Origin of the sequence: Streptomyces sp. NBC_01497 (assembly GCF_036250695.1) — a bacterium.
Lineage (GTDB): Bacteria > Actinomycetota > Actinomycetes > Streptomycetales > Streptomycetaceae > Streptomyces.
Genome location: NZ_CP109428.1, coordinates 232597 through 258512 on the forward strand (window position 1 = coordinate 232597; position 25916 = coordinate 258512).

Sequence of the window (25916 nt, forward strand, 5' to 3'; positions counted from 1 at the left end):
TCCCGTAACATCCTCGCTGCCGAAGCCTGAAACAGTTGGCCCATCTTCGTTCAACCCGAGAAAATCTAACCTGGGGCCAGCGAGACAGTCAGTACTGTACGCACTCTGCCCAGCGTCAGAGCCGCGGCCGAAGAGCCGCGTCGTTACATATCATCTAAAAACGCGCCGGGGCCCCCGCTCCACCCCGAGCGCGGATGAGCACAACTCCCAATGACCCTCCGTAAGAATGGTCCAAGAATTGTGACACGGCTTCCAGGTCGATGACCTGAACGGTAGATGCTTTCCACAGACCGACAAGAACCTTGCCTCGGGGACCGGGGCGACCTACCCAGCGAAGAGGAGGTGTGCGGTCCCGCTGATGCCGGGACGAGCCAAGGTAACGTGAGGGGCAACTCGCCGACCAGGACTAAATAAGGGACTATTAGGTCCTTTTGGTCGGACTGAACGGCCTCCCGCCGGATGCGATCCGTTGACTGTGGGAACCGGCGACGCCACTTGCGGACTATATCCAAAAATGAGTCTCTTCAGTCGCTGCAACAAGAACATAGTGCCCCTGAACTGCACTTACAGACAGAGGCTGAGAACCAAGGAGCGATGGAGCTCGATCGCTCCAAGCTAGCGGGCGGTCGTTTGATCACCAGCGACTCGAACCTTCACGAGCAGTGCACTCAAGATGAGGAACTTGGTCGGAGGCGGCGACGGGACTCCGGTCCCCACTTACCCGGCTGTGGTCCTGGTTGACGTTGGGGGGTTTGCATATCTCCACGCCAAGGCATCCGCAGGCATATTCCGGGCGGCGTTTACGGAAAAATTCCATCGTTAGAACCCGAGGTAAGCAGGACGCGCCACGAAACGCCCTACCACTCAGAACGGACCTGCCACAACGGGCCGAGGTCCGCCATGTTATTGCTTAAGACAATGGTTGAATCAGCTCACCACAGATCAATTCCCCTCCGACCGTGCGGAACTTCTCCTGGACCCTACTCCAAGGGACCCAGCACCGACTCAGATTTGCCGACCCCGGCCCCAAGCCAAGAACATCTGAATCAGACGGTCCCTGCCCCTGCTCAGCTTCCCCGGCAGAAGCTCAAGAGGCCCTACGCTCGGCCAGCAGCGCGCCTCCCTTGTGGCCCTCGGGCTGAATCCACACGCGACGCAGCCAACCTGCAGCTGACCTCCCAACCAACGAGGTACGCCTACTACCGCTTGAGGCGGAGCGCGCTTACATAAGAAGCGGCCTCCCGTACAGCAAGACAGCGCTACCTCGGCGATCTGTCCGATGCCTGCGGAGAACTCACGCGACCCCCTGCCAGCGTTACAAATTCCTGCGCCAGCGTTCGTTACCCCACCCATCACCTATGCGCCCAGACCGCAAACAAGACATCACCACCCACGCCCTCGCCCTCGTTGTCCCGGCTCCAACCGCCAGCAATCACGGCCCCGCGGGCAGCGCCCCTTCGACCAGCCTCCTGCCCACTACACCCACACATGAGCCCACGAAGACCACAAGTGCGAAGCCATGGAGCACGCCGTAGCCTGCGACATCGCCCAACGTCCCTTCGTGGCCGCGGGCTTCACGTCCAAGCGCAGCGCCGCGCCGCCGAATGCACCTTCAACCCGTCCACCCCACACCGCAACTTCATCCAAGGCCACGAAGCTTTCCCTTCACCGGGCCGAGGCCATGATTCACATCACTGCCGTCGAGCTCGTGCTCCACCAACTGGCCACCGGGGACACACCCTTCCGGTGACCTACCGGACCCAAAATCACACATGCGACGAAGCACTCAAACATCTACACAGAGGCGACCGGGCTCCCGTCTGGCCCCTGATGCGCAGCAGATCTCTGACCCGTCCATCGAGATCGAAGAGAACCCCCATCGAGCCAGGAACACATTTAAAAGCCGAACCGCCTAAGGGCTGTCCCGTAACCCTGGGCGCCGCTTGCCGATGTCCGGTTCAACCTACTTGGTTAGGGTCCGATTTAGGCCGCGATTCGGGGCGTAACCGGGCAATCAGATCTCCTTGTGGTGACCTACTGACCTCTGCCCTGAGTTACGGGACAACGCTTAGTATGTCGGGTCCATGCCGGACCTCTGCAACTGTCGAACCAAGCATCCCACCAACAACGGACGTCGTTCCCGCTCGATGCCCCGGCCCCACAGTCGCCGAGAACAAGGAGGACTTCCGGCTACCAAGTGCGTACTCCCCTGGCTTGGATCATGCCGCCACGACGTGGGGCCCCGTCGAGGCAATCGACACCCTCCCCATCCGCGGCCGCTTCAGGCCGAGGCGCCGGATTGCATCTCTGCCCCGACGACCAATCGGAAGGCTGGTACCGCTGGACCGCTACCTCAGAGCCTCCGAGCCGCGCTGCCGCACAGATGCCCGTCGGAACATGTTCAGGAAGCGGGCGCCATTTCAGATGGCCCTTGGAGCCGATCACCGGGCTGGGTTGTCGTCTCGGTAGCAGACTGTCGTCACGGGACAGCCCGATGTGAACAGCGGCAGCGGCAGCAAGCCGGCGCGATGACACTCTTTGACCAGTTCGGGGCCCGCTGGGCCACAGAGCGGCCATACAGGGCTTGAGATGCAACGGAGCCAGTAGGTCGGGCCATGGCTCTACCACGCGCCTCCCCACGTCCATCTCTCCTACGATCCGACCACCCTGCCAGTGGGGCTACTTTCGAGTTGGTGGGTGATTGCGCGTGTGGTGTTCTCGCTGGTGGGTGGCGTGATCCGGATGTGGTGGTCGTGGTCAGTCGGACGGTTCTCGCGCATCAGGCGTTCGTGGGGGTCTCTCGGGGGCATCTCGCCTCGGTGGTTGAGGAGTTGCCTGGCCCGTGGCAGGCCGTGGTCGAGGGGCGTCGTTATGAGGCTCGCGGCGGGGCCGGGTAGCGCGAGGCAGGAGCGGGTGTCCGGCATCGGCTGGTGTTCGTCGACCGGCTCGTGGCCAGGCTGATTCACTGGCGGCACGACGTGCCGCAGGCGGCGTTGGGGCTGCTGTTCGGCGTCGACCGCTCCACCATCACCCGTGCGATCGGCGAGATACGAGGCTGGCTCGCCGAGCGGGGATGCGCGGTCCCAGACCGGCCCGGCCTGCGGCTGCGGCTGCGGCTGCGGCTGCGGCTGCGGCTGCGGCTGCGGCTGCGGCTGCGGCTGCGGCTGCGGCTGCGGCTGCGGCTGCGGCTGCGGCTGCGGCTGCGGCTGCGGCTGCGGCTGCGGCTGCAGCCGCGGACCCTGGCGGATGTGTTCGCCTACGCCCAGGCCGAAGGCGTCCAACTCCGGTTGGACGCCACCGAAGTCCAGGTTCGCCGGCCCCCGGCGGCGGCAGGCGGGCGTTCGTCTCAGGCAAGAAGAAACAGAACACGATGAAGGCCACCGCCGTCGCCGGCCATCAGGGCCGCACGCCCTGGACCGATGCCCTGCGACCAGGGCGAACGCCTGACACTACCGCCGCACGCAACGAAAGCATCCCTCCCTGCCTCCACCACTTTCGCGACGCGGAAGTCCTCTTGGACGACCGCCGCCCCGGACTCCGTCACAATCATCCGGGCCAAGCGGTGACCCCGCCCCGGAAGGCAAACAAGATCAGTCCGCCCGAGGTCCCCGACGCCCGCCCACAACCGCGACACCAGCACCCCTCGAAGCGCATCACCGTCGAACACGCCCCCGCCGATCACAAACGCTGGAAGCAACCGATCCACCAGACCCACCGACGAGAAAACCCGCCCGCCACCTACCGGGCCAACGCCGGCCCCGACTCCAACCGCAACACCACCGACTGACACAAACCCCCAGGTCAGAGACCCACGCCTCCAACACAATCACGCACCAGCTCGTTAAGCATTGACGCCGGTGTCTTCCGTGAGATGCCCTGCTTCAGGTTGCTCGGAGGGGCTTCTGGGTCGCGTCCAAGGTGCTACTGCCGCCGAAGGGTTGTCCCGTAACTCAGCACAAGGCTGGCGAGGGTGCCGCTACCGGATCAGCCTGTCCGGGTCCGTCCGGATCTACAGCTCCGCTGAGGCCCTCACCAATTGGGGCGAACTGGACGCCCACAAGGCACTCACAGCAGTTACGGGACAGCCCTGAGTGTGGGCCGACGGTTCAACAATCCGTACTGCCATGGCACACCCCTGACCAAAGGTCCGTTCCAGATCGCCCCGGTGGCCCCGAGGCTGCCGCCTGTCTGGGGCGCGCACTCACCCCCCAGCGCGCCTGCGCTATCAGCCACTAGGGCCACAGGCCTCTCGGCGTAACAGCCGCGTCTGAGCACCAACCGAACGTCCGGCCCAGGGCACCGGGCCTACCCTTAAGGGAGCAGCAGGCCAGCCCATCAGATGCCAGCTGGATCGCGGCCGGGGGTCCCTGGGCGTATAAAGAATGATCGATCCAGGATGAAACAGCCTGCCGCCGCGGGGGCCACAACACGGGCCCAGCAGCTACACACGGCATCGGAGGACAAAGTGAACAGCAAAGAGCACACAGGCGTCTCTCCCGAACACATCGAAGTGCGAGAGGACACCGAGAATCGGTACTACGAACTACTCGTGGACGGCGTCCACGCCGGCTTGATCGTCTACGAACGGAAGGGCAGCCGACGTTTGTTGACACACACGTTCATCGTCGAGCAATTCCGTGGTCGGGGTTTCGCGAAACGACTCGTAAAAGGAACTTTGGACAACATCCGAACGCATCACGAGACGATCACAAATCACTGTGGTGTCGTAGACCGTTACATCCGGGAGAATCCTGAGTACGCAACTCTCATCGATCCTGATCAGCCCGGCAGCTGGAAGGTCGCTTCCGGACCTGCTGCAGGTAAGGCGGACAATCCCTCGAATCCCGACTGACAACCGCCCCGACACCATTACTCAGAGCACCCGGTCGCTGCGAAGAATCCTTCGTTGACCGACACGCGACGGATAGAGATCGAAATGGTGGCCCCGAGGAGCCGCGCCGGGGCGGAGCAAGGAAACAGCCAAGTCAGCGTCAGCTATGCGATTTCCCGAATATCCCAGCCTGGTCCACGGACGTGCACGTCAGAGTGACAGCGGTTGTCAATTGCCGTCGCATCAGGTGATGTTTTTAATGAACTCCGGGGGATCTGATCCAACATCGGAGGGTTTCTGCACGCGCTCGGCTGGGGGCCCAGCCGAGCGCGTGTGCGACCGGCAGTCTTCGCAGTCGAGCGCGGAGATCGCTGTCCTTGGGGAAGCACTGTCAAATCCAGGCATTCACCTTCTTATTCGAGCCTGGCTGCCGGGGGCCGCTACCTGCCCTCCCATTACCGTTTTCGTGGCTCCGCAATGGGGCCTCCGGCCTTCGGGTCCGGCATGACTTCCCCCTTTGTTGTTGATGATCCGGGGGGTGTCACCGGGCCCGGAGGCATCGACGGGCCGCTGATGAGGGGCTTGAGCACCGGCTTCACCCGAGCCGGAAGAGCTCTCCGTAACGTGGGTGTGGCAGCTCGATGCCGAGGCAAGGCCGGACGAAAGCGTGACCGGAGGGGCCTGCACGTGATCGAAACCGGCGACATCGACGTCTTCCTCGGCCTTTACGTCGGCAAGGGCGAACACCACGCCACCGCCGTCACCCCGGCCGGGAAGAAAGCCTTCGACAAACGCCTGCCCAACACCGAACCCAAACTCCGCGAGCTCTTCGCGAAACTCCAGGCCAGGCACGGCACCGTGCTCGTCGTGGTCGACCAGCCGGCCCCAATGGGGCCCTGCCACTGGCGGTCGCGAGGGACATGGGCTGCCCCATCGCCTACCTGCCCGGACTAACGATGCGCCGGATCGCCGACCTCTACCCGGGCGAGGCCAAGACGACGGATGCCTGGGACGCGTTCATCATCGCCGATGCCTCCCGGGCGATGCCTCACACGCTGCGGGCCATCGACGGCGAGGACGAGACGATCGCCGAGCTGGAGATGATCGTCGGCTTCGACGACGACCTGGCAGGCGAAGCAACCAGAGTCGCAAACCAGCTCCACGGCCTGCTGACCCAGATCCATCCGTCGCTGGAACGAGTACTGGGGCCGCGGTTGCAGCACCCGGCCGTCCTCACGCTGCTGGAGCGGTTCGGATCACCGGCCCAGATCCGCTAGGCCGGCAGGCGACGGCTGGTCACCCTGTTACGGCCGAAAGCCCCGAGGATGGCCGAGCGGCTGGTCGAGGAGATCTTGCCGGCCCTGGACGAGCAGACCGTCACCGTTCCAGGCACCGAGGCAGCCGCGCTGATCGTCCCGAGCCTGGCTGGCTCACTCGCTGCCGTCCTTGACCAGCGCAAACTCATGGTCGTGAGGATCGAGGAACTCCTGGAGGACCACCCTCTTTCGAAGGTCCTGACGTCCACGCCTGGAATCGGCGTCAGGACCGGAGCCCGCATCCTGATCGAAGTCGGTGACGGCAGCACGTTCCCGACCGCCGGTCACCTCGCCGCCTACGCCGGTCTCGCGCCGGCAACCCGCAGCTCGGGCTCCTCAATCCGCGGCGAACAGCCATCCAGGAGAGGAAACAAGCAGCTCAAGAGGCCCTTCTTCCTCTCCGCGTTCGCAGCCCTGGGCGACCCGGCATCACGGGCCTACTACGACAAGAAGAACGCCCAGGGCAAGCACCACACCCAGGCCGTGCTCTGCCTCGCCCGACGACGGGCAGACGTCCTCTTCGCGATGCTCCGCAACGGAACCTTCTACGAACCTCAACCCACCAAGTCAGGCTGAATCGCCGCGAGCCCGCCGTGCTTCGGCCCACAGCCGCTCGAACTCCTCGGCGGAGATCTCGGCCGCCTGCGGCTGGTCCTGCCAGCCGTCCATGGGACCCTCGGCGAGAACGCCGTATTGCCGTTCATAGCGGAACATCGCCGCGAGATCTGCATGATCACGCAAGTGCAGCACCTCCTCCAAGGAGGCCGCCGTCACCGGACGCGAGTCCTGCCCCCGGACCTCAACCTGTCGCGCTGCCCAGCCTTCGTCATCGGCCTCGAAATACAGCCACAGATCTTCGTCCTCGTAGTAGGTGCGGAACCAGGTCGCCATGCCGCCATCCTGACCCACGACCCTGACCAAAGAGATAGGGGCACCCCTCCACGCGGGAGCAGTGGGCCGCTTCAAGTGCTCATTCTTCGCTGGGTATCGGTACCAGTACAGAGTTCAGCTGCGCTCGACGGCCGTTTGGGGTTTCTGCCTGTTCGTCGGCGATCTCATCCCCCGATCCCGACGTCGATCGCGGAGCTCACATTGCTGCCGAGGGCGATTCCACAGGCCCCGCACTCCCACTCCCGGACGGTGGGAAGATCCGGCCCACTCTTCCTCGCAGCCCACCCAGCAGGGCTGCGAGGAAGAGAAGAACCCGCCCACCCGAGTGAACGTGCAGCCGCCCGTACCGGCCGCCTGGTACTGCAACACCGTCACGAACGCCGGCCGTCCGGCTCCGTGCACGGCCTCTACGGGGCGAGTGCAAGCGAGACTGCTCACGCGCCGGCCCTCCACGCTGAAGGAAGTACCAAACCTGCGTTCGAGGAGCGGGCTGACCACACAGACTCGGTTGCCTTCAATGCAGCCCAGGGTGCTGGACTAATAGGGCCGAAGACCTCCCAACACCAGCGTGCCTTGATACGGGCAAGCTCTGCAGGCAGCTTCAAAATCCGCCTGTACGCGGACGGGACCCGCGGACGCCAGTGCTTTTGGCGTTCGCCAACAGCTCGGCGCCGGCCACCGGCCTGGACGTCCTATCTCAGTGGTTGTGGAACGAAGCACTTGCCCAGAGCACGGCGGACCGCGCTCGTAGCGTAGTGGTCACCTACAGGCGTACCGCTCACCTGCGAGGGCCTGGACGAGACGCGAGATCGCGCCGACTCACAGAGGCCGACCAGCGGTGTCCGACCTTGACGACGTTGGAACTTTACATAGAGCTCCACTGCCGACCCACGAATCGGGGGCCGCCACGCAGTGCCGTGGAGCTTGGGCTATGTCCAAATGACAGCTAAGGGCTGTCCCGCAACCCTGGGCACCGCTGCCGATGTCCGGTTCAACCTACTTGGTTAGGATCCGGTTTAGGCCGCGATTCGGGGCGCAACCGGACGATCAGATCTGCTTGTGGTGACCTACCGACCTCTGCCCTGAGTTACGGGACAACGCTTAGAAGTTATCTCATTTGGCTAGCCTGCGATAACAGATGAGGATCGCGGCGATACCTGCGAAGGCGAGGAGGTGTTCCGCCTTGCGTTCGTAGCGACGGTGGAGACGGCGGCAGCCTGCGAGCCAGGACATCGACCGTTCCACGACCCAGCGGTGGCGGCCCAGACGCTCAGACGATTCGATGCCTTTGCGCGCGATGCGAGGAGTAATGCCGCAGCTGCGGAGCCATTGCCGCAGGTGACGGTAGTCGTAGCCTTTGTCCCCGTGAAGCCTGCCGGGCTTTCGCCGACGCGGTCCGCGACGGGAGCGGATGGGCGGGATACCCCGCACGAGCGGCTCCAGCCCCTGGCTGTCGTGCATGTTGGCGCCGGAGATGCCCACCGAGAGCGGTAAACCGGTGCGTTCGGTAATCAAATGGATCTTCGACCCGTACTTGCCGCGATCTACAGGATTCGGGCCCGTCAGGCCCCCCTTTTTCATGGCCCGCATGTTCACCGATTCGATCGCGCACCGCGACCAGTCAAGTCCTCCACGAGGACCCAGTTCGTCCAGGACCAGGCGGTGCAGCTTGCCCCACACCCGAGCCTTGGACCACTCAGTCAAGCGCCGGTGGGCCGTCGGCCCCGACGGGCCAAAGGATGGCGGCAACTGAGCCCACGTGCACCCTGACGTGGCAACAAACACGATCGCCGCCAACACCTCACGGTCTCCATGCCGTCGGCGACCGCCGCCCTGCGGCCGAACCGGAGCCGGCGGCACCACCCGCTCGAACAGCTCCCACAACTCATCAGGCACCAACCGCTCCACAATCCCCACGACCCAAGACTATCCGGCCCGCCAAATGAGATGAGTTCTCAGTCAAGGGCCTCTTGCCCCGACAACTGTTGGATGGCGAAGCATCCGCAGACAGGATGTAGACAGCCCGCCGATCCGCTCGTGTTTGTCTAGCCAGCATCAGCCATCGCACCCCGAGTGGTGCAACGCGGCAGCGGGGCAGGCGCCGACAGGCCCAGAACAGATCACAGTGAGCACGCGGGCGTGGTGCCATCGGCATGCTCAACAGGGCTGCATCTGGTGTTTGTGCTCCCGTCCTCTCCTTCCACGTATGGAGCGCCCGCTCGGCACCGCGGCGGCAACTCACCACCCCCGACGCGGAGGATGTACCAACGCGATGATTGACAGCAATGACGCGCAGGGCGTCGCCCTACTGCTCGCTGTCTCGCCTGCCAACAAGCATCGTCTCGTAGACGCTGAAGCGGTGCTGCCTGCGATGGCTGCTGTGCCGCCTGCGATACTGACCGGCACGAGAATGTCAACTCTCATTGAGTTGGCCAACCCTTTCGAACCGCAGGGCGTTCTCGCTCGCCTGCGTGCAGCCGCAGCGGCTCCATCTCCACTGGCCCTCTATCTTGCGGGGCAGATCCAGTTGGATCGCAAGAGCGGGGACCTCTACCTTGCCCTGGCTCGAAGCACCCCGGCCTCTATGCGTTCCACAGCCCTCCCGTGGAAATGGCTCGTCGACGCCCTCAGACAGCGGCCCTACGGAAGCCCGACCACCGCTTTTGTAGATCTGACAGCCGAGCCCAGTGCATGGGATGCGCTTCAGAAACGCGCCCTCACAATCGGCGGCGACGTGATACTCCGGGGACGCGTGGGACGACCTCCATCTCGCGGTGTTGCTGAGCCGGTCTACCTAAAGACCTGTGCGGCCATGCTGAAGAGCGACCGGAACATCGGGCTTGACGAGCTACACGAGCAGGCCGTGGCCCGCCTCCGCCCCGACAACAGCCTCATACTCAGCGACCCATCAGCCGAGCTGCCCCGGCCGCATGCCACTTCCAAACGCCCAGGTCAGCATGCGAAAACGCCAGGTAGCAGCCACCCAGATAGGTCTGCGACTGCAGGAGACCCACACGCGCAAATCCTCTCTGCTGCGAGGGCGGGGCGGCATAGTGAGGCTGCGGACATAGTCGCGATGTGCGAGAGCACTGACATCCGCCTGCACGGCACAGCCTCCTTGGAGGCCGTCCACTGGGTTGAGGTACGCGCCGACCTGGCCCGGTTGGCGGGTGATCCAGCCCGCAGCTGTTCCCTATGGCTGGCTGCGGCCAGGACACGTCTGGCACTCCACCAGGAGCTCGGCGCCAAAGAAGTGGTCGACGCGGTCGATCGCGCCCACCACCAGTGGGAAAGAGTAGCCAACGCGTCCATCATGCGGTCCCTCGCAGCGGAACTACTCCTGCTTCGCCGGCTGTTTCCTGGGCGCGCGGGAACACTAGCCGCCATTCAACGCAGCCTTGACAAAATCGAGGAAACGCCCTCCCGAAAGCCCTCTCGGGTGAAACGGGCCATCCATCGGCCCCTCGGACAGACCCTGCCTTCGGGCATGAAGGAACTACCGAGTGAACCGCGGCCAGCACGCGCGTGAATTAACAGGCCATATACGCAGCACCGCCAAGTGAGCCCTTAGCGCGAAGGCCACGACACGTGGGGCAGTCGGTTTGCATTGGACAGGACACTTGCATCCCGGTCGGATCCGGCCGGGCCCACGCGCTTTCGACGTGCAAGTTCGGCCCAAACCTAGCACGAACGCAGGCGGACCCCGGGACCGTCCGAGAAAAATTGGCCCAGCCCTGCCAATCCAGAAATTAAAAAGCCTTCTGATACGGGCAGCCCGTGTATTCCCCCTCCCGACCAGATGAAGGATCGACGGTGCGCCGCTGTGCCTCTGCCTTCCCGAAGCACAGCAAGAAGGCCCGCCAAGCGTTGACCCGTAACTCAGGACAGAGGTCGGTAGGTCACCAGAAGCAGATCTGATCGTCCGGTTGCGCCCCGAATCGCAGCCTAAACCAGATCTAACCAAGTAGGCCAAACCGGACATCGACAAGCGGCGCCCAGAGTTACGGGACAACCCTGAGGGAGCCCGCCGACCAACACATAGACGATCGCCGCGAGGACCGTCATCATCGATGTGCGCGACTCCGCCGCCCTGTGGCCGCACACGGACCGACGGCAGCAACGACTCCGCTATCCCCCACAGCCCGTCCGGAGTAATCCATACGCATCGGCTCTGACTTGATGCCTACAATCGACAAGGCAAGGGTGCTTAGCCACATAACGCAACCAGCGATTAAAAGCAGTGTTCCGAAGACACTGAAGCAGCGGCAAACAACCCGAACCTACTGCACTCCCCCAGTCTGAGCCTTCGACTAACGCCCGGCCCCAAAGCGGCTCCGCCATCCGGAGTCCCGATTCTCCGTCAACGGCTAACCCGCCACACGTACCCGCAGCAGGTACACACGCTACGCCCACCAAACTCCTCGCCAGTATGGGAAGCTATGCCCTATCGACCCTGCCCTGCCGATCGACTATTGCGGCACACCGCGCCGAGGCGAGCAAACCCCCCGCTTACCTGCGCGTCTTCGGGAGGGGATCCATCCTGGCGGGGGAAGGTGGGTGCCATGAAGAAACTCGGTCTGCCGGAACACATCCGGGCGTGTCTGTTCGACCTGGACGGCGTCATCACCAAGACCGCCGTCGTGCATGCCGCGGCCTGGAAGGAGATGTTCGACGAATTCCTCCGACGACGTGACGGCGACGGCTTCCGCCCGTTCACCCCGGACGACTACGACCGGTACGTCGACGGCCTGCCGCGCGCCGACGGCGTCCGCTCCTTCCTCGCCTCCCGCGACATCGAACTGCCGGAGGGCAAGGACAGCGACCCGGAGGACAAGGACACCGTCCACGGACTCGGCAACCGCAAGAACACCCTCGTCCTTGAGAAGATCCGCACCGACGGCGTCGAACCGTACGAGGGCACCCTGCGCTACGTCCGGGCCGCCCGCGAGCTCGGCCTGCGCACCGCAGTGGTCTCGTCCAGCGCCAACTGCCGGGACATCCTGCGGTCGGTGAACGCGGAAGACCTCTTCGAGGTCCGGATCGACGGTGTCGTGGCCGCCGAGCGGCGCCTGCCCGGCAAGCCGCGGCCGGACACCTTCCTCGCCGCCGCGCACGACCTCGACGTCGCGCCCGGGGACTGCGCCGTCTACGAGGACGCGCTCGCCGGCATGGACGCGGGCAAGTCGGGGCACTTCGGCTACGTCGTCGGGGTCGACCGGGTGGGCCAGTCCGACGCGCTGCGCGAACACGGCGCCGACATCGTGGTGAAGGACCTCGCGGAACTGGGGGCGGACGCGTGATCACGCACTCCAACTACACGGTCGAACCCTGGGTCCTGCGCGAGTCCGGGATCAACCTCGACGTCCTGCCGCAGAGCGAGTCCGTCTTCGCGCTCTCCAACGGCCACGTCGGCTGGCGCGGCAACCTGGACGAGGGGGAGCCGCACGGTCTGCCCGGCTCGTACCTCAACGGTGTCCACGAACTGCACCCCCTGCCGTACGCGGAAGCCGGGTACGGCTACCCCGAGTCGGGGCAGACGGTCATCAACGTCACCAACGGCAAGGTCTTCCGGCTCCTCGTCGACGACGAACCGTTCGACCTGCGCTACGGCGACGTCCGCTCCCACGAGCGCGTCCTCGACCTCAAGACCGGCCTGCTGCACCGGACCTGCGAGTGGGTCTCGCCCGCGGGCTGCGCCATCAGGGTCCGTTCGACCCGCCTCGTCTCCTTCAGCCAGCGCTCGATCGCCGCCGTGCGCTACGAGGTCGAGGCCGTCGACGCGGACGTACGCCTCGTCGTGCAGTCCGAGCTGATTGCCAACGAGCAACTCCCCGGCAGCGACGGCGATCCCCGCGCGGCCGTGGCCCTGGAGTCGCCCCTCGTCTCCGAGGAGCACTACGCCCACGAGGGCCGATTGCGGCTCGTGCACACCACGGCACGCAGCGGGCTGCGGGTCGCCGCCGCCGCCGACCACGGCATCACCGGCCCCGACTCGACCCGTACGAGCAGCGAGAGCGGCAAGGACGTCGGCCGGGTCACCATCACCACGCACCTCCAGCCGGGCGAGGTGCTCCGGGTGGACAAGGCCGTCGCCTACGGCTGGTCCTCCACCCGTTCCCTGCCCGGCGTGCGCGACCAGGTCGACGCGGCCCTCGCCCAGGCCGTCAGTACCGGGTGGGACGGGCTCGTGCGCGAACAGCGCTCCTACATGGACGACTTCTGGTCCCGCGCCGACGTCGAGGTCGAGGGCGACGAGGAGATCCAGCAGGCCGTGCGTTTCGCTCTCTTCCATGTTCTGCAGGCCGGTGCGCGCGCCGAACAGCGGGCCGTCCCGGCGAAGGGACTGACCGGCTCGGGTTACGACGGGCACAGCTTCTGGGACACCGAGATGTTCGTCCTCCCGCTGCTGACCTACACGGCCCCGCACGCGGTGGAGGAGGCGCTGCGCTGGCGTCACAGCACCCTGCCCGCCGCGCAGGACCGCGCCGAACAGCTCGGCCTGGAGGGCGCCGCGTTCCCCTGGCGCACCATCGAGGGCTCCGAATGCTCGGCCTACTGGCCGGCGGGCACGGCCGCGTTCCACGTCAACGCGGACATCGCGAGCGCGGCCGTACGGTACGTCAGCGCGACCGGCGACGAGCGGTTCGAACGGGAGATCGCGGTCGAACTCCTCGTGGAGACAGCCAGGTTGTGGCGTTCTCTCGGCCACCACGACCACCACGGTGTCTTCCACATCGACGGGGTCACGGGCCCGGACGAGTACAGCGCGGCGATGGACGACAACACGTACACGAACCTCATGGCGCGCGCCAACCTCCACGACGCGGCGGACGCGGCGGAACGCCATCCCCGGCGGGCCGCGGAACTGGGCGTGGACGACGAGGAGAGCGCCGCGTGGCGGGATGCCGCCGACGCGATGAACATGCCCTACAACAGTGAACTGGGCGTGCACGAACAGCACGCGGGCTTCACCGGCCACCAGGTGTGGGACTTCGCGGGCACCCGGCCCGACCAGTACCCGCTGCTGCTGCACTTCCCGTACTTCGACCTCTACCGCAAGCAGGTCGTCAAACAGGCGGACCTGGTCCTGGCGATGTACACGTGCGGTGAGCAGTTCGACGCGGACCAAAAGGCGCGCAACTTCGCCTACTACGAGCCGCTGACCGTTCGTGACTCGTCCCTCTCCGCCTGCGTGCAGTCGGTGATGGCCGCAGAGGTCGGCCATCTCAGGCTCGCCTACGACTACTTGGTCGAAGCGGCCCTCATCGACCTGGAGGACAAGGAGAACAACACCCGCGACGGCGTCCACATCGCGTCGCTCGCGGGCACCTGGATGGCGCTCGTCGCCGGCTTCGGCGGCATGCGGCACCGCGGCGACAAGCTGGAGTTCACCCCCAAGCTCCCGGAACGGCTGCGCAGGCTCGCGTTCAAGGTGCACATCTTCGGACGCCGGCTCGCGGTGGAGATCAAGGCAACGGGCGCCACGTACACACTCATGGAGGGCGAGCCGCTGACGCTGAAGCACTGCGGCGAGGAGATCACGGTCACCGTCTCCGCGCCGGTGGAGCGCAAGCTGCCGTCCTGGACGGTGCACCCGGCCCCGCTCCAGCCGCCGGGCCGCACCCCCTCACGCGACCACGAACCGACCTGACAGAGGGGACTGTCCAGCGAGTAGCTCCGTTCCGTAGTCGGTGGTACCGGCAGGTGACGGACATCGTTGGCGTTATGTCCGGGATGCCGACTCCTCTGTGGCAAGGCTGTCTTCAGGGCTCCCGGCGCTGGTCATCGAAGATGTGGCGGACGACGGTGAGGTGATCCGGGTCTTCGCCCGGACCCGGGATTTTTTCCGGTGCCCTCCCCGCTGCACCGATATCCCGTCCGGACGGTGGCAGGTGTCCCGTCCGGACGGTGGCGGGTGTCCCGGTGGACGATGCCGAGACCGGGAAGGCGCCACGTCCTGCACAACCGCGCGGCCGCCACTCTGCAAGCACGGCCACGCGAGAGGAAAGGGGGGCGAGGTGGAGTGCCGGGACGCCTCGCCACCTACGCCGAGGCGATCCCCCGGGCCCCGCCCAACGCGGTGCAGGCCAGCGATCGCCGCCAGCTGTAGCAGAACTTGTACGACAAAGCCCTCGCCGAGATCCGCACCCACGCCCCCTGCCGGGCCACCATCAACCCGCACCGCCCCGGCCCAGCGGGGATACGAACCGCTTGCGGTCGAGGTTCATCCGGTTGCGGCAGGACGGGCTGACCGATGAGCCGCGTCCCGGCAGGCCGCCCTCCATCCTGTTGGACCAGGTCGAGGACGTGCTCACGGCGACGCTGGAGTACGCTCCGGGCCAGGACACGCACTGGTCGCGGGCCTCGATGGCGAAGCACTCCGGGTTGTCGAAGTCGACCATCAGGCGGACCTGGAAGAAGACTGACCTCAGGCCTCATCTCCAGGACGCGTTCAAGCTCTCCACCGATCCGCAGTTCATCGCGAGGGTCGTCGATGTCGTCGGCCTCTATCACCATCCGCCCGAGAAAGCGGTGGTGCTGTGCGTGGATGAGAAAAGCCAGGTCCAGGCGCTGGACCACTCCCAGCCAGTGCTGCCAATGATGCCCGGCACGCCCGAGCGGCGCATCCACGACCACTACCGGCACGGCATCACGAGTCTGTTCGCCGCCTTCAACACCGCCGACGGCAGCGTCATATCGGAACTGCACCGCCGACACCGCGCCATCGAGTTCAAGAAGTTCCTGGTCACGATCGACAAGGTCGTGCCAGCCGGCCCCGACGTCCGCCTGATCTGTGACAACTACGCCACCCACAACACCGCCGAGATCAAGACGCGGCTCGGAAAACACCCACGCTTCCACGTCCACTTCACCCCCACCGGCTCACCATGGATGAACCAGGTCGAGCGGTGGTTCAGTCTGCTGACGGACAAACTCATCCGCCGCGGGGTGCACACCTCCACGAAGTCCCCGGAACAGCACATCAGGACCTGGATCGCCGGATGGAACGAAAGCCCCAGGCCCTTCACCTGGACCAAGACCGCCGACGAGATCCTCGACTCCCCCGCCGACTACCTCACCAAAATCGCACCACAGAGCAGCAGCAACCAGCCACAGACCTAAGGGCTGTCCCGTAGCTCTGGGCGCCGCTTGCCGATGTCCGGTTCGAATTACTTGGTTAGGATCCGGTTTAGGCCGCGATTCGGGGCGCAACCGGGCAATCAGATCTGCTTGTGGTGACCTACCGACCTCTGCCCTGAGTTACGGGACAACGCTTAGCCTCGCCATTTCTGGCGCAGAACACTAGCACCGTCTGCAGGACCGGACCGAGGCGGGATCAGCCCGCCCGAAGTCTTGCGGGCAGAACCCCGCAAGTCACGGTCTACTGGACACGGAGGACTCCGCGATCGATGCCTCGCACGTCCGGTCCTCCGAGACGGCGTGCCTTCCATCAGCCATCGAACCCCCCGCCTCGCTTGACGAGAAGCCAGGGGCACTGCCATGCCAACGGAAAGCAAGCCGCTACGCCTCGGAAGGGGCGTGAAGTAGGACTTTAGGCGATCGTCCCCTTGACTCCAGTTCTCAAGGATGCACAGTTCCGAGATCTCAGGAAGCGATAGCGTCAACCATTGGACGCTTATCCCGGTGAGACCCTGGCTTGCATCCGGCAAACGGACCTGAGGAATCCCGTAGGGTCGTCATCGCGGTTTGGAGATAATCACGATGCCAGTTCGCCGGGGCGCACATGCCCTCAGTCGGCGATGTCATCTCTTGCCAAGCCATCCAGAGACTGTAGAGGTAGGCGATAGCATCGACGTGTAGCCACCATCGCGTGCACCAGGGCGACGATGAGGTGTGCTCGCCCACGTAGACCGGTACCAGGAGGTCCTCCACCCACGTAACCAAGTTACCTAGCGCCGCGTCGAACTCTTCACCCTCTAGGAAAAGAATGAAAGCGGGACGCACAGTGAGGCTCGATGCGAGCTCCGATCCGACCGGTGTGTCTGAGCTTACTTCTGTCACAGCACGCTCCCATCTCTACGCCATCTGCATTGTTTGTCTAGTATGGGCTGCGTCTCGTCAACGCCCCCTACAGTAGGACAACGCGTGACTTGCGAAGTCAGTTCAATCTCTCCCCTGCCGTAATGCGATGCCACGCTCTGGCATGAACGTGACGAACCGCACGAGCCACTCAATCGGGCCGTGCTGGAACCGCCGCAACAGTAGTTGACTGAGGTAGAGGCCACTGATGTATATCAGTACGGCTGCGACGAACGTTCCGAAGGGGCCGACACGCCCATACAACCCCGCCCCATACCCCGTGAACATGAGACAGAAAAAGAGTGACTGCCCTAGGTAGTTCGTCAGAGACATGCGGCCTCCGGCCGACAGGAGCTGCATCACCCATTCGAGCTTCCGGAATCGGAGCAATGACAAAACCCCCAGGGTGTAGGCCGCCGTGAGTGCCGGTGCGGTCAGTACCTCGATAGCCAAGTGAACGAGGTACTCCTTTCCAGGAGTACGGCGTGCCTGATCTGCAGCCAAGCTGTAACTTCCTGCCAGGCCAACAAACAAGCACGCCCACATCGTTTTCGATGTAAATCGACGGCACGTGCCTCCCGATTCTAGGACGTGCCCTCTACCAGCTACAAGCCCTGCAATTAGTGCTGCCAGGACGTCGGGAGCCATGACGATGTCCCCAGTTATGCGCCCCGGAATCTCACGGACCCGCGCTGCGAGCGTACTGACAGCGTTCTCCCTGTACAGGGCTACTGCCGCGTGAAAATCACTGGCAATTGGCGCCGCACCCCCGCCCTTTGACAATAGCGCTGAGGATAGGATCAGTGCTGTCGTGAACATTAGGCAGGCTGCGGCGATTCCTATCGATGTGCGCGTGGTGGCTCGGTGCAGGGACGCCAGAGTGATCGCCCCGAGTACCGCGTAGGTCGTAAGGATGTCCCCAGAAAAAAGGAAGAACATGTCTGCGACGCCCAGTATGAGGAGGGTCGCTAGTCTCCGCGCCTCACGGGCTGGGAACCCCGCTCCCCCGTACGAGGGGGACTCGGTTTGAAGGATGTAGCTGTACCCGAAGATGAACGCCATCAGGGGATAGAACTTGGCGTCAAAAAAAAAGTTACTACCCACGCTGCAGCTTTCGTGGCAGTACTAGCGCCAGCGGAGGCGCCCACTGCCGTGACCGGGATCCCAGCGATCGCCTGAGCGTTACAAATTGCTACTCCGAGCAGCCCGAAGCCTCGGAGGGTGTCCACGGTTGTCAGTCGAGCATTGGTGACCTTGCGAAACTTTGCCGGCTCCTGCCCGCGCGTACAGCGGATGTCACGTGATTCAGCTAGAGCCGGGCTTTCTGTCATGAGTGCTGCTCCACGGGAACCCCGGTCAATGTCGCGTCGATGTGCGTGTCCTTTGCGATAGCACGCTGCGTGATAGCTGCTGCCTCGGCCTTGGCGGCGCGTGAGATCTCGCCCGCGTTCGGCTCCTTGTACCACGGTCGGAGCTTTATAAGAGCTGGCCTTATCCCGGTGGCGAACAACAGAGCTGTCCCCTTGGGCAAGGCACGGATGGCATCTGGAGCGAGTATGGGATCCAAGCGATAGGAGACGGAGGTAGATGTCCCGTCGCGGCTTCTTGAGATGCTCTTTGTAGCAACGTCATTCTGTCCGACCAGTTTTGATATCTTGTCGACGAAGTCAGCGTCATCGAGTCCCGCCCCGAGCAGCTTGATGGTCGCAGCGCCCCACATGGCGTCCATGCCGGCTTCTCCCCACACCCTGCTCCCCTGCCGGTAGCTCTGAAGAAGGGTGACCACGTTGATGCCTCTGGACCCTAGGTGGCTGTAGAGGTCCGGTAGGTCTGAGATCCGGCATACGTTCGCTGCCTCGTCGAGTACGGCCGTCATAGGGGGGTCGAGCCTTCCGCCCATTTTTTCACCAGCGATCACGCCCGCGCGCATCGTCACATCCGCGAGGCCGGCGATGACACCTGCGGCTGATCCGCCACCGTCTTTGGACAAGAGGAAGAGGGTGTCCCTCCCCAGTACATGCCTCTCCGGTCGAAACTGGGGGCGGTCGGGGTCGGGCGTGACCCAGGCCAGGATCTCAGGATCCAGCAAGCACGCGACACACTGGCGGGCGGTTTCGTAGATTCCGTCCCTGGTTTCGACAGCACCGAGGGTGGTGCCACGCAGCTGCTCGCTCATCGCCATGAGTCCAGCGTCCTTGAGCAGGTCGATGGGCGTGCGGTCCGCTGGGTCGGCAAGCCAGGCGAGGAGTTCTTGCAGGGGTGCTTTGCCGCGCGACGCCGCGAGAAGCATCGCTGTCAGTGTGTTTTGTGCGGCTGAGATCCAGAAATCCTTCTTCGAGGCATCGTCGTTGACCGAAGCAACGAAGTGTCCAGCCAGGCGTCGTGCCCCCTCGATGGTCGAACACTCGGCAAGAATGTCCCACCACATTGCTCGCTCCGTGTGGGCAATTCCTTGTGGATCAAACGTCCACACGGTACCAACCTTTGCTCGCTCGGCTGTTGTTGCCGCGTAGACGTCGGATTTGTTGGACGTAAGGAGGACTGCTCCACGTGCGCGAAGTACGCGCGGGATGGCGATTCCGGTGGATTTTCCAGCTCGTGGTGCCATCAGGTCGAGTTCTACGTCCTCGAAAGAGGATCGGAGCTCCGGTCCGTGCGGTGCCAGGTCACCAAGCAAGTTGCCGGTTTCATCGGGTGGGAGGTCCACCATGCCGTTCAGTGACGGGCGAAGGTCACGGGCTCTTTCAGCGATTCCCTTGGGCGCTAGGGATGCCAGTTCCGTAGGTCCTGCCAAGCCTTTGGAGGCTGGGGTTCGGTTAAGTACGGCCCGGACCACGCGGAAGACGATGTATGCGAAGAGGGATGTGACTGAGATAATTCCGATTACAAGCACTGCAGTTGGCACGCCCGCCCATAGGGTGGAAGGACCTGCGGTAACCAGTGAGAATGCGGTCGTCGGCGTGAATCGTGGAGGGTGCCAGCCCGCACCCCAAGCTAGTGCGGCCAGTGTGCCCCCGACCCACACCAGGGCGGTGGCGAACCAGACAACCCCCGCTATTGCCACAACAATCCAGGCCATGACTCCAGCTGAGTCGAGGCCACCGGGATTTCGTCCGCTCATCGCACGCCCCCCCTTCCTTCGGGCTTTACAAGATCTGCTCCGGTCCAGCGGGTGTTCGTGTTGTGGAGCTTCTTCTCCACATCGGTGATGGTGGCGCGGATCGGGATGCCCGGGCGACCGCCGACCTTGATGAGGAAGCGTCCCCGTCCAGGCGGCTCCTCCGTACCTTCGGTCGCGGCCCAACCAGGTGGGGAAGACCACGACGAAACGAGGTCGATCTCGCGTTCCGACAGCCCGACGATCTTGGCCAGGTCAAGCATCTCGCTACGCGGCAGCCCCGCGCAGACAACCATGCCGGCGCGCTCGACGAAGCCTCGGGCCTTGGCTCGATCGGCATCTGTACCGAGCGCCTCTGCGTCTTTCAGTGTGTGAGTGATTTTGGCATCCCCCAGCCCGAGTGACCGGTTCAGACGGGTCAGTGCGTCGATGCGGTCGACGATTCCAGTAGCCGCTCGCAGCGGCCTCCACAGCTCGTCGAGGACTGTGAAGAACCATCGCCTGGGGGTAAGCCCCGCATCGGCGAGGGCGTGCGAGGCTGCCACGCTGCCCAAACCATCCGACCAAGCGGCCAGCATGGCGGCGGCTGTGAGTTGTGTGTCTGCCTCGCCGATCCGGGAGATGTCAATGCATACGGCAGGAGCCGCCGGGTTGATCCTCGTCGAGGTCTCCGACGCGAAGGTGCCCCCCAGAGGACCGTCGAGAATACCCAGGAGCGACCGGTGTAGCGGATCAACGGCGTCGCGGTAGCGGTCCTCGTTACCGCGGTCGAGTGTCACTGCTCGGATCCGTTCGGGGCCCTCGTTCAAGAGCGCCAGCAGATGCGGCAGCAGTGGACTCTGGCCTGGTGGCGTACGTTCTCGTAGCAAGTGAAGAGCGGCTGACAATACGGACTGCTCGTGATCAGTCATCGGCTGCCCGCGCACGATCGCCACAAGAGCGGCCACCATATTAAGAACACGACCGTGCGCCTCCGCGAGTAGCTCCGCGCCGGCGGTTCCCCCGATCCTGCGGGCTGCGGAACCTACGGCACCGGGGTCAAGGATGTTGATTCCCCCGACGCCACGACCGATGGAGATCACCTGCCCTCCGAGGGCCCGGACGGTATCGGCGTAGTCGGGCTTGAGGTCCCCCAGAACCAAGGGCACCACGCCCATCGCAGAAAGGCCTATGAGCATCCTGTTGATGAGTGTCGACTTGCCGAGCCCTGGCATCCCGAGCATGAACAGTGATGGGTTGGATATGTAGCGCGCCCGACTGAACCAGGACAGCGGGTCGCCGCAGACTGTCGCGCCGGTGTAGAGGTGCTGCCCGAGCGGGACCCCGGTCATGGGGGCACCCGAGCCGGCGCTGAAGGGCCAGAGGCCGCAGGCCTGGACAGTCGTTGCCCGCCACAGAGACGGGGGCGTGAAGTTCCCGATGTAGCCGCCCCCGGGGCCGCGCCATCCGCGCGTGGTCTCAGCGCTACCGCTCTTACCAGTACGCTTCACAGCGCCTCCCTGAGTGCGCCCGGCACCAGCACGTATTCCCAGGGAAGAATGCCCACGGGAAGTGTGCAGCAAAATGCCGCCGCCTGCATGCGATCTGCTGGCCGGAGTGAGAGCCTTGCGTTGGCCTGGAGGTTGCGAACCAGTACGTTGGCGTCGGGGAGCTGTTCCTCCGAGTCCATGGTGACGGTGACCATCAGCGAGAATTCGACGAGGCCCGCTCCTGCTGCCTCCTCTGTTGCTGTCTGCTCGGCCGCAGCGACGGCCGAAGCGGCGCGGGCGCGGACGAGCCCCTTGCCGGAGCTCGCCATGAACTGGGCTGTGCGCCGGTCTGCCTCGACGATGCGTGCCGAGGTGGCCGGGTCGATCGGTCGATATAGGAGCGTGACACGCTTACGGCACGTTCCTGCCGCGGGGTCCAGAAGACCATGCAGAACGTTCGAACGTACGGTGCCTCTGGGTGCCAGTGAAAGCATCCAGGTTCGGGATACGGCGGAATCATGGTGATAGGCGCCGACGGTCTCAACGGCGGCCGTAGGCCCGGCGTCGTCCCATTCCAGCCCCGTGCGGCCGTGCTCGGCTCGCGCGTTGAGTATCGCCGAACTCGACGCAGGGTCATAGGCGACCCTGACTGCTTCTGCCACGCGTTCAGCGGACAGGGCCATCGCGGAGCCTCCCCCCGCCTCAACCAGCCCGGCCAGGAGCCCTGGGATGCGGACGGCGAGGTCGGTGATGACCTCTTCACTGCTGCGCTTCTGCCCGGCCTGAGCGCCGTATGTGAGGCTGACGTAGGTGTACATCTCCGAGGATGCCGACGGATAGGTCTCGACGACCTCTTGCAGGACTGCCCGTGCCGTGGCCGGTGCGTCCGGGACGATCCGGGGCAGCGTCTCGAGTGCGAGCCTCATACCCGGGTCGGGTGCCGTCTCGACGGTTACGGACGCACCGCGAAGGTCAGGCTCATGGGAGAGGCGAGAAAGCCACTGCCCCCAAGCAGCCACCCACTGGTCGTTCTGCTCCGGGTCGACGAGGGACCCGCCGTCCGGCTCGCATCCGAGCACAACGGTGTAGGTGTTATTGACTCGGTGGTGGACCACTCCGAAAGGGCGATCGTAGGCGTCGCGCCCTTCGACCAGAGTGACTCGGGTCAAGAGGCCCGGTGGTCTAAACTTTCCGCCCGGGCGAGGCGAGAGCGGCCCGGAGACATAGAGCGTCGCCTTTTTCCGCTTGCGACGCAGCCAGGCGACCCTCAGAGCGACAATCTGATACACATTTCGGCCGTCTTGTGTGCGGATCATCAAGGGAAGAAGCGAGACGGCGACAGGCACCAGGATTGATAGGGCAGCTACGAGCGAGATGAGCGAGGCGATCAGGGTGGCGACGATGCCGCCAAAGGCTACGAAAGTGCCGAGGAGCCCCAGTGAGCCGAGCCCAGGGCGTCGGGGCTGCCTCCAGTTTCCATATGTGGGTTGCACTGTTGCGGCCGAAGCTGTCATAACCCTGGCCCTCCTGTAATCAGTCGTGATGTTCCACTGCGGGGTACTGTTTCCGTTAGTTGTGGCCGAGTTCGCCGTCAGCTCCCTCAACTGACGACTCGATGAGTCTGGACGCGTGCATGAGCGCCGAAGTGGCTACGTTGGCGGACGCCATGCCAGAGCCTGACCCGCCAGGGTTGAGTTGGGGTGAGGTTCCCCCACCCCCGTCTCCTCCGGATTCCGCACCGCGTCTGCTCAACTGGGAGTCCCCGCCCGCTCCGCCAGTCCCGGTGACCCTGCCCCCGCCAGAGCTTCCGCTTCCCCCGGCGCCACCGCCGGCAGATCCGCCCCCACCAGCAGCCCCCGTGGGCGCACCGCCGCCACCGGCGACCAGCCCGCCTGCCTTGGCGGCACCGACCGCACCAACTGCTCCGGTAGCCAGACCGCCCGCTGCGGCGAGGACTTGCCCGGCCCCCATTCCGCCACCGAGTGCGGCGGTAGCAGGGGCAACAAGCTTCAATAGGGCGGGCAGTGCAAGTGCGGACAGCAACAGCACACCAATGCCGGCTATTTTTTCCTGCTCTGCTCCATTTTGGCTCTGCCCGTCACTGATCATGGCTGCGCCGGCGTAAATCACGAGGGCAGCTGCGGGTTTGTACAGCAGCCACGCTGTCATCCAACCGATGTGCTTGCGCCACCAGGAGCCGCCCCACCCTGTCATCGAAGCTGCTGCGGCCACAGGCAGAGTCCCCAGAAGCAGGATCATGATTCCGAGACGCACGTACATGAGGATCGTTTGCACGATTGCCGCAATAAGGAGGAGGAAGGCCAGGATGAGGAGGAGGAAAGCCTGCAGGCTGCCACCGCCGCTACATCCCACGTGTTGCAGTGTCTTGTCCGCACCCGTCTTGAACAGGAAGTCGGAGTACTTGTCGGAGAGGCTTGCCAGTCCGCCCACCACTGTGGTGGCTCCGCCGGCTACCAACACCACCCTGAGGAGGCCCTTGAGCGCGGTGGTTCCTGCCTCACCCCGACGCTCGATTGCCATGCGGATCGCGGCGAAGAGCATTGAGGCTATAGCGGTATACACCACGATCCACTGTGTCTGACCGCTGATGTCCTCGTAGGCGCTTGGGTCGGGGCTCAGGGTTGGAACGCTGAGAACGAGGTCGCCGAAGATGTCAATGGCAGCTGACATGACGGCTTCCGCGATCGCCTTGAGAATCGTCCCGATGGGGTCGCCAAGGAATTGAAAGAAACCCTTGACGACGTTGGCCGGATTCCCCGCATCACACGCCACCCTTACCCCCCCAAGGCACGTATCCAACCGGTGAAGCCTCCGTGGAGACCGGGGTGAACAACTCTCCGTCGCCACTCGGGTCGATCTTCCAGTCCCCTTCAGCCCACTTCATGCGAACTGTTGTCGAGGCGTACCCTCCCGAGCTTTCCATGATCATCCCGACAGTGGCCTCCTTCTTCGAGTAGCCGTTGACAGAGAACCCGTAGTAGGGGCTGAGGGAGTACCCACTGACAGCCTGGACAAATTGGCGTTGAAAGACGAACTGGTCTTTCCCAGAGCCAGGAACCAACTGCCGGTTCGCCACCGGTTTCCAGTCGGCAGTGCTCATGTGGGCAGTGATCGCGTGCGCCGCCATCACGGCGCCCATAGGGGTCCTCGAGAAGCAGGTCCACACAGGCCCGCGCCGCTGGCGTGGGCCGGCGCTGGGAGAAACCGGCACTCTGGCACCATCCACCGAGACCCATTCCACATCGGCGGGAGCGTGGGCCGGCAGCTTCTGTTCACGATCATCCGTGGAACAGCCTGGCGGCCGTGTCGCCGCCGGGTGGACTGCGGCCTTGTCAACTCCCTCGCCACCTTCAGCAGATGTCTCGCCGTGGGCTGACAGGGCGAATACCGTTGCGCCGAGCAATAGAGCGAAGGCCAGTACGCAGGCGGAGAAAAACCAGGTGCGCCGCCCCTTAAGGTCGACATGGCCACTCTGTGACTCATTCGCTGCAAGAATGCGACCCATTTCATTACCCCTCACTGGAAGACGAAGTTAATGAGGGGTCCTGCCGTTGCCACGAGTACGCAGCCGCAAAGCACCATTCCCAGCCTGCTCATGTGCTCGGAGCTCTCGCCCCTCTTCACCGATATAGCCATCATGGAGCCTGTGACAAGGACCCCGGCAACGCCCGCCGCCGTCCCTGCCCACGCAGCCAGACCCAGGACTGTGTTCACCTTCGCCGTCAGTTCCCCGGGAGCTTGCCTCGTCGGGTTGGGCACTGCTGCAAGATATTCAACCGGAAGGGAGGCTAGAATATTCGACGCTGCCATGAACATAACTTCTCCTTTACTGGATTCCGAGAGGGCCGAGAAAGCTCACCAAAGGGCCGGCCGTTGTCGCGAGAACGCATGCTCCCAAAACTGTTACAAGTCCGCGGAAGTATCCGGCCCCCTCTCCGGGCTCCCCGCTATTCAGCCGGAGGGCCAGTTGTATTCCCACCATGATTACGCCGGCAACGCCGGCAGCACTTGCACACCAAGCCAGGAGGCCAAGCAGCGTGTCAGCGCTTGTACCGGCAGGGTTGAAGTGCCCTTGGTCAGCCAGAATTTCAATCATTCAACAAGTCCTCCCTTTCTCGCGCTGGTCCTTGCGGCCAACTTTTGAAGTTCCTTGGGAAGTTCGCGAGGTAGTTCGTCGGTGCGAAGAGAGGAGATCCATGAGAGCCGGTGCACATCGGCCACCGACCGCA

General features: G+C 64.3%; 13 protein-coding genes and 4 pseudogenes. 7 read left to right on the forward strand and 10 right to left on the reverse strand.

What is annotated here, in order from left to right; all coding sequences use genetic code 11:
• Positions 1–2753: 2753 nt before the first annotated feature.
• The 4 genes and pseudogenes from OG310_RS37110 to OG310_RS37125 form a co-directional block, all read left to right on the forward strand.
• Positions 2754–3107 (forward strand): annotated as a pseudogene (locus OG310_RS37110) (helix-turn-helix domain-containing protein); the annotation flags it as partial.
• 126 nt (positions 3108–3233) lie between these two features.
• Positions 3234–3787, forward strand: a pseudogene (locus OG310_RS37115) (transposase family protein); the annotation flags it as partial.
• 678 nt (positions 3788–4465) lie between these two features.
• The gene (locus OG310_RS37120) at positions 4466–4852 is read left to right on the forward strand and encodes a GNAT family N-acetyltransferase (protein WP_329460647.1); all 387 of its coding nucleotides are present in this window, start codon (positions 4466–4468) and stop codon (positions 4850–4852) included.
• A gap of 666 nt (positions 4853–5518) precedes the next feature.
• Positions 5519–6723, forward strand: a pseudogene (locus OG310_RS37125) (IS110 family transposase).
• Here OG310_RS37125 and OG310_RS37130 read toward each other — a convergent pair.
• Together OG310_RS37130 and OG310_RS37135 are read right to left on the reverse strand one after the other, a co-directional pair.
• The gene (locus tag OG310_RS37130) at positions 6715–7038 is read right to left on the reverse strand and encodes a hypothetical protein (protein ID WP_329460648.1); all 324 of its coding nucleotides are present in this window, start codon (positions 7036–7038) and stop codon (positions 6715–6717) included. The pseudogene OG310_RS37125 and the gene OG310_RS37130 sit on opposite strands and share 9 nt — an antisense overlap.
• Before the next feature lie 1113 nt (positions 7039–8151).
• On the reverse strand, positions 8152–8949 hold the full coding sequence (locus tag OG310_RS37135; protein ID WP_329460811.1) for an IS5 family transposase: 798 nt from the start codon (positions 8947–8949) through the stop codon (positions 8152–8154).
• A 2651-nt stretch (positions 8950–11600) separates the two neighbouring features.
• Here OG310_RS37135 and OG310_RS37145 point away from each other — a divergent pair.
• The 3 genes and pseudogenes from OG310_RS37145 to OG310_RS37160 all read left to right on the forward strand — a co-directional run.
• Entirely contained in the window at positions 11601–12338 is a 738-nt protein-coding gene (locus tag OG310_RS37145; RefSeq protein ID WP_329459449.1) for an HAD family hydrolase, read from the forward strand.
• Positions 12335–14689, forward strand: a complete 2355-nt coding sequence (locus OG310_RS37150) for a glycoside hydrolase family 65 protein (RefSeq protein ID WP_329460649.1) — start codon at positions 12335–12337, stop codon at positions 14687–14689. The genes OG310_RS37145 and OG310_RS37150 overlap by 4 nt, the downstream gene beginning before the upstream one ends.
• Positions 14690–15243: 554 nt before the next feature.
• Positions 15244–16161, forward strand: a pseudogene (locus OG310_RS37160) (IS630 family transposase); the annotation flags it as partial.
• A 483-nt stretch (positions 16162–16644) separates the two neighbouring features.
• On the opposite strand, the gene OG310_RS37165 reads toward OG310_RS37160, so the two are convergent.
• From OG310_RS37165 to OG310_RS37200, 8 genes are all read right to left on the reverse strand, one after another.
• A complete protein-coding gene (locus OG310_RS37165; RefSeq protein WP_329460650.1) occupies positions 16645–17061 on the reverse strand; it encodes a DUF4913 domain-containing protein in 417 nt (138 codons plus the stop codon).
• Positions 17062–17163: 102 nt separating this feature from the next.
• Positions 17164–18141 carry a DUF418 domain-containing protein gene (locus OG310_RS37170; RefSeq protein WP_329460651.1) on the reverse strand — a complete coding sequence of 326 codons (978 nt, stop codon included), beginning with the start codon at positions 18139–18141 and terminating at the stop codon, positions 17164–17166.
• A 265-nt stretch (positions 18142–18406) separates the two neighbouring features.
• Positions 18407–20200, reverse strand: a complete 1794-nt coding sequence (locus tag OG310_RS37175; protein ID WP_443078943.1) for a type IV secretory system conjugative DNA transfer family protein — start codon at positions 20198–20200, stop codon at positions 18407–18409.
• Positions 20197–21687 (reverse strand): ATP/GTP-binding protein, encoded by a 1491-nt coding sequence (locus OG310_RS37180; RefSeq protein ID WP_443078944.1) that lies wholly within the window; start codon positions 21685–21687, stop codon positions 20197–20199. Before OG310_RS37180 ends, OG310_RS37175 begins: the two co-directional genes overlap by 4 nt.
• Positions 21684–23180, reverse strand: a complete 1497-nt coding sequence (locus OG310_RS37185) for an SCO6880 family protein (RefSeq protein WP_329460653.1) — start codon at positions 23178–23180, stop codon at positions 21684–21686. Before OG310_RS37185 ends, OG310_RS37180 begins: the two co-directional genes overlap by 4 nt.
• A gap of 55 nt (positions 23181–23235) precedes the next feature.
• Positions 23236–24459 (reverse strand): hypothetical protein, encoded by a 1224-nt coding sequence (locus OG310_RS37190; protein ID WP_329460654.1) that lies wholly within the window; start codon positions 24457–24459, stop codon positions 23236–23238.
• Entirely contained in the window at positions 24449–24787 is a 339-nt protein-coding gene (locus OG310_RS37195) for a hypothetical protein (RefSeq protein WP_329460655.1), read from the reverse strand. The genes OG310_RS37190 and OG310_RS37195 overlap by 11 nt, the downstream gene beginning before the upstream one ends.
• 416 nt (positions 24788–25203) lie before the next feature.
• Positions 25204–25497 carry a hypothetical protein gene (locus tag OG310_RS37200; RefSeq protein WP_329460813.1) on the reverse strand — a complete coding sequence of 98 codons (294 nt, stop codon included), beginning with the start codon at positions 25495–25497 and terminating at the stop codon, positions 25204–25206.
• Positions 25498–25916: the final 419 nt, after the last annotated feature.

Coding starts and splice junctions, on each gene's coding strand:
- OG310_RS37130 (WP_329460648.1), bottom strand. CDS start 7,038: ATGGCGACCTGGTTCCGCACCTACTACGAGGACGAAGATCTGTGGCTG.
- OG310_RS37145 (WP_329459449.1), top strand. CDS start 11,601: ATGAAGAAACTCGGTCTGCCGGAACACATCCGGGCGTGTCTGTTCGAC.
- OG310_RS37170 (WP_329460651.1), bottom strand. CDS start 18,141: ATGGCGTTCATCTTCGGGTACAGCTACATCCTTCAAACCGAGTCCCCC.
- OG310_RS37175 (WP_443078943.1), bottom strand. CDS start 20,200: ATGAGCGGACGAAATCCCGGTGGCCTCGACTCAGCTGGAGTCATGGCC.
- OG310_RS37185 (WP_329460653.1), bottom strand. CDS start 23,180: ATGACAGCTTCGGCCGCAACAGTGCAACCCACATATGGAAACTGGAGG.
- OG310_RS37195 (WP_329460655.1), bottom strand. CDS start 24,787: ATGAGCACTGCCGACTGGAAACCGGTGGCGAACCGGCAGTTGGTTCCT.
- OG310_RS37200 (WP_329460813.1), bottom strand. CDS start 25,497: ATGGCAGCGTCGAATATTCTAGCCTCCCTTCCGGTTGAATATCTTGCA.